3 protein-coding genes and 1 pseudogene are annotated in these 4,910 nt (G+C 69.4%); 1 reads left to right on the forward strand and 3 read right to left on the reverse strand.

What is annotated here, in order from left to right:
- Positions 1-795, reverse strand: a pseudogene (locus tag EAO75_RS28510) (endonuclease/exonuclease/phosphatase family protein); the annotation flags it as partial.
- Between the two features lie 273 nt (positions 796-1,068).
- On the opposite strand from EAO75_RS28510, the gene cyc2 reads away from it, so the two are divergent.
- Positions 1,069-3,228: a germacradienol/geosmin synthase Cyc2 gene (gene cyc2 / locus EAO75_RS28515; protein ID WP_147997854.1), complete on the forward strand. Its 2,160-nt coding sequence runs from the start codon at positions 1,069-1,071 to the stop codon at positions 3,226-3,228.
- On the opposite strand, the gene EAO75_RS28520 is transcribed toward cyc2, so the two are convergent.
- The gene (locus tag EAO75_RS28520) at positions 3,221-4,690 is read right to left on the reverse strand and encodes a hypothetical protein (RefSeq protein WP_147997855.1); all 1,470 of its coding nucleotides are present in this window, start codon (positions 4,688-4,690) and stop codon (positions 3,221-3,223) included. The two genes, cyc2 and EAO75_RS28520, sit on opposite strands and share 8 nt — an antisense overlap.
- Positions 4,687-4,910: multicopper oxidase domain-containing protein (locus EAO75_RS46090; RefSeq protein ID WP_187284624.1), on the reverse strand; the 224-nt coding region annotated here is incomplete at its 5' end. The genes EAO75_RS46090 and EAO75_RS28520, both read right to left, overlap by 4 nt.

Here is a 4,910-nt window from a genome sequence, read left to right on the forward strand (position 1 = left end):
CCTCGACGAGGTGGAGCGGCGCGAGGTACTGGTCGATCTGGTGCGGGGACAGGTGGCGCTGGTCCTGGGGCACGAGGGTGCGTTGGGCGTCGGATGCGAGACCAGGAAGTGCACCGTGTCGTGCCCGATGCACACCGGCACGTCCCAGTGGCTCTTCGACGACAGCCGCAGAATCGCGCGGGCCTCCTCGCTGTAGTAGCCCGGCGGCATGATGTGGCCCGGCATGTCCTTCCACAGGAAGCGCTGGAAGGTGCGCACCGCGCGCGTGTCGATCGGGAACTTCGACAGCACGACCATGCCGTACTGCCCCGGGAACCAGCCGTAGCCGTACGCGTCCTGGCCGTAGGCGTCCGAACCGGGCGTCGTGACCGCGCCGTTCTTGCCGTCGAGGTCCACGCCGGTGGCGACGCCCGTGTTCACCGGGCCGGTGAAGTGGTACGGGTAGCGCACCGGCTTCGCACCGCCCTGCCCGACGGCCAGGTAGTTGCGCAGGAACAGCCGGACCGCCCTGCCCTGCTCGTCGTAGTCGAACTCGTTGATCAGCAGGATGTCCGGATCGACCCGCTGGATCGTCTCGGCGACATTGCGCGCCTGGGCATTGTCCGGCGTGGACAGGTCGGTGATCAGCGCGCCCTGGGTGGCGCGGTTCAAGGAGGCGTTGAAGGTGGCGAACCGGACGGACCGGCGGCCGTGCGGCTCGGTCGCCGAGGCGGGGAACGCCGCGGTCGTGGCCAGGGCCGCACCGGCGAGGGACGCCAGCGCCGTGCGGCGGGAGAGGGATCCGGTGTGGTTCATCGCGACTCCGGTGCGGGAGGGGACAAGGAGGGGACACGGGGGACACAACAAGCTCGGGGACACATGAAGCTGGAAAACACATGAAGCTCGGGGACTGATGAAGCTGGAAAACACATGAAGCTCGAAGCACGTGAAGCTCGAAAAGTCTGCGCGCGTAGAGATGAACGCCACAAGGCCCGGTGAGAACTCCCGGATTCACCCGTGATTCACGCGATGGTGTGATCATGTCCCGTGCCGCGGATGCCCGTTGAACCCCCCGGGTAGGGCCCGGCCATGACGCAGCAGCCCTTCGAACTCCCGCACTTCTACATGCCGTATCCCGCGCGGCTGAACCCGCATGTCGACGAGGCGCGCGCCCACTCGYRCGAGTGGGCGCGCGAGATGGGCATGCTGGAGGGGTCCGGGATCTGGGAGCAGGCCGACCTCGACGCGCACGACTACGGCCTGCTCTGCGCCTATACCCACCCCGAATGCGACGGCCCCGCACTCTCCCTGATCACCGACTGGTACGTGTGGGTCTTCTTCTTCGACGACCACTTCCTGGAGATTTTCAAGCGCACCCAGGACCGCGCCGGCGGCAAGGCCTACCTGGACCGGCTGCCCCTTTTCATGCCGATGGACCTGTCGACCCCGATGCCGGAGCCGCAGAACCCGGTCGAGGCGGGCCTCGCCGATCTGTGGACGCGCACGGTGCCCAAGATGTCCGTGGACTGGCGCCGCCGCTTCTCCGTGGCGACCGAGCACCTCCTGAACGAGTCGCTGTGGGAGCTGTCCAACATCAACGAGGGGCGCATCGCCAACCCCGTCGAGTACATCGAGATGCGCCGCAAGGTGGGCGGCGCCCCATGGTCCTCGGGCCTCGTGGAGTACGCGACCGCCGAAGTCCCCGCGTCCGTGGCCGAGTCGAGGCCGCTCAGGGTGCTGATGGAGACGTTCTCCGACGCGGTGCACCTACGCAACGACCTGTTCTCCTACCAGCGCGAGGTCGAGGACGAGGGCGAACTCAGCAACGGCGTCCTGGTGCTGGAGACCTTCTTCGGCTGCACCACCCAGCAGGCCGCCGACATGGTCAACGACGTCCTCACCTCCCGGCTCCACCAGTTCGAGCACACCGCGCTCACCGAAGTTCCCGCCGTGGCGCTGGACAAGGGGCTCGGCCCCGAGGAGGCCCTCGCGGTCGCCGCGTACACCCAGGGACTCCAGGACTGGCAGTCCGGCGGCCACGAATGGCACATGCGCTCCAGCAGGTACATGAACGCGCGCGCCGACCGCACCTCGCCCTGGCAGGGCCTGACCGGGCGCGGCACCTCCGCCGCCGATGTCAGCGCGCTCCTCGCGGCGGCCGGCGCCGAGCGCCTGCGCGCGTACACGCATGTGCCGTACCAGAAGGTCGGCCCGTCCCTGCTCCCCGACTTCTCCATGCCCTTCGCGGTTGAGCTCAGCCCGCACCTTGCCGCCACCCGCGGGCACCTGACCGAGTGGATGCACCGCATGGGCATGCTCGAGGAGGGCGTCTGGGACGAGGACAAACTCGCCGCCTGCGACCTTCCGCTGTGCTCGGCGGGCATCGACCCCGACGGCACGCCCGAGGCCATCGACCTCAGTGCCCAGTGGCTCGCCTGGGGCACCTACGGCGACGACTACTACCCCCTCGTCTTCGGCCACCGCCGCGACCTGGCCGCCGCCCGGCTCACCACCCGGCGCCTGTCGGACTGCATGCCCCTCGACGGCGAGCCGACGCCCGTCCCGGTCAACGGCATGGAACGCGGCCTGATCGACCTGTGGGTGCGCACGACGGCGGAGATGACACGCGACGAGCGCCGCACCCTGAAGGACTCGGTGGACGTCATGACCGAGAGCTGGGTCTGGGAGCTGTCCAACCAGCTCCAGAACCGCATCCCCGACCCGGTCGACTACCTGGAGATGCGCCGCGCCACCTTCGGCTCCGACCTCACCCTCAGCATGTGCCGGATGGGCCACGGACCCGCCGTACCGCCGGAGGTGTACCGCAGCGGACCCGTCCGCTCACTGGAGAACGCCGCTGTCGACTACGCGTGCCTCCTCAACGACGTCTTCTCGTACCAGAAGGAGATCGAGTACGAGGGCGAGATCCACAACGCGATCCTCGTCGTACAGAACTTCTTCGGTATCGACTACCCGACCGCGCTCAACGTCGTCCATGACCTGATGACCCAGCGCATGCGCCAGTTCGAGCATGTCGCGGCGCACGAACTGCCCATCGTGTACGAGGACTTCGGGCTCTCGGACGAGGGCAGGGAGGCCATGCGGAACTACGTGGTCGACCTCCAGCACTGGATGGCGGGCATCCTGCACTGGCATCGGGAGGTCGACCGCTACAAGGCCGAGTACCTGGCCCGCCGCGCCCACGGCTTCCTGCCGGACCGCGGACCCGCCGTGCCGGTCCTCAGCTGATCCCCCGCACCCGCGCCGCGGTCTCCTCGGCGAGCTCCCGTACGCCCTTCGCGGCGTTCTCCGAGAGCTCGCCGAGTATCGCGTCCGCGGCCGTGAGCAGCGCGCGGGCTTCCTCCGGGCGGTCCGCGTCGGCCAGGGCGAGGGTGAGACGGTAGTGCTCCTCGGCGATGAAGCGGCCGAGGTTCACCCGCTGCCAGTCGCGCAGCGAGTCGTCACCAGGGGTGGCCAGGGCGTCCCGCACGGCGGTCAGGGTTCTTGTGGCGTCGGACAGCAGGCCCGCGTCCCGCTCCAGCCGGGCCTGGGTGTGCCGGGCCGAGGCCCGGTCCCACGCCGACTCCTGAAGGGCGGCGTACAACTGCTGGGCGCGCAGCGCCTGGGGTAGATCGCCGAGTCCCTCGAAGTCGTGGGCGAGCGCGCTCAGCGGGGCTGTTGCGAGCGTCCGCGGCGCATCGGGCCGGCGGAGTCTGCTCTGGTCCGTCACGATCGCGTCGAGTTCGCGGATCAGGGTCACCCGGGCCAGCTCGGTCATGCCCTGGTCGCGCGCCAGGTCGGTCCATGTGGAGACCGGCTCGTCCGACGGATCCGTCCCGAACAGTGACTCGTCGAGCTCCCGTGCCCACTCCCGAAGCTCCTGCGCGCTCGCGTCGGCTTCCGGCATTCCGCCGAGGCCGCACGCGGTGTCGAAGTCCGTCTCCCGCACCTCGTGCAGCAGCGGCAGGTCCCCGGTGTCGCCGCGCAGGCCCACCAGCACGGCGGCGAGCCGCAGTTCGTCCGTCATCGACGACCGCCTCTCATGCCGCAACAGATGCCGCAGCAGCGCCAGGTCGCCGTCAGCCCGGTCGAACTGGGCGGCCCGCAGGGCGAGTCGACGCCGTACGGGATCCTCGGCCACCTCCTCCCAGGCCGTGTGCTCACCCGACCGCAGCAGCGCCAGATCGGCGCGACCGCTCGCGAGCACCGGCTCCCACAGCGGCGGGCGGGGGTAGGAGTCGAGCAGCTCATAGGCGTTGTGCTCCGTCGCGTTCAGGAGCACGAAGTCGGGCTCGGTGCGCAGGAGCGCGACCTTGTGCAGGGCTTCGAGCTCCGCGCGAGAACGCTCCGGAAAGCCCAGCGCCGCACGCAGTTCGGCCCGCGCCGCATCGAGGTCGTCCCGGAACTCCTCCTCGTCCTCGTCGTCGTCCTCGGCCAGACCGATGATGATCTCGAGCGCCTCGTCGACACCGGAGCCTATGAGCCCGGCGCTCCCTTCCGAGTCGGCGTACAGCACCGAGCCGTCCGCGCACACGAAGTACGTACCGCCCGTGGCGTCCCCGGCCACGACCTCCAGCGGCGCGCCCGAGGCGAGACGGACCTCCTCGACATGGCCGTGAGCCGCGCGGCCGATGTCGAAGTCGAAAGGGAATGCGGCCAGCTCGGCCAGACGGGCGTTCTCTCGCAGGGCCCGCAGCGCATCATCGGTCATGTCACAGAACGTAACAGCCGCCACTGACAACGGACTTCCGGCCTCCGGACGAGGTAGGTGCCGTACAGGCCCGTCATCACGTTCCACCGGGTGATGTTCATCGCGTGGTCGTGGTACCACCACTGCACCGCCTGGTGGTCGTTCGGATACTCGGACAGCTGGGCGTCCCCGAATCCGACCGCGTTGTCCGCCCACCCGTCATTGCCGCCGCCCGTCTGGG

This window comes from Streptomyces sp. UW30 (assembly GCF_008042075.1).
Classification (GTDB): domain Bacteria; phylum Actinomycetota; class Actinomycetes; order Streptomycetales; family Streptomycetaceae; genus Streptomyces.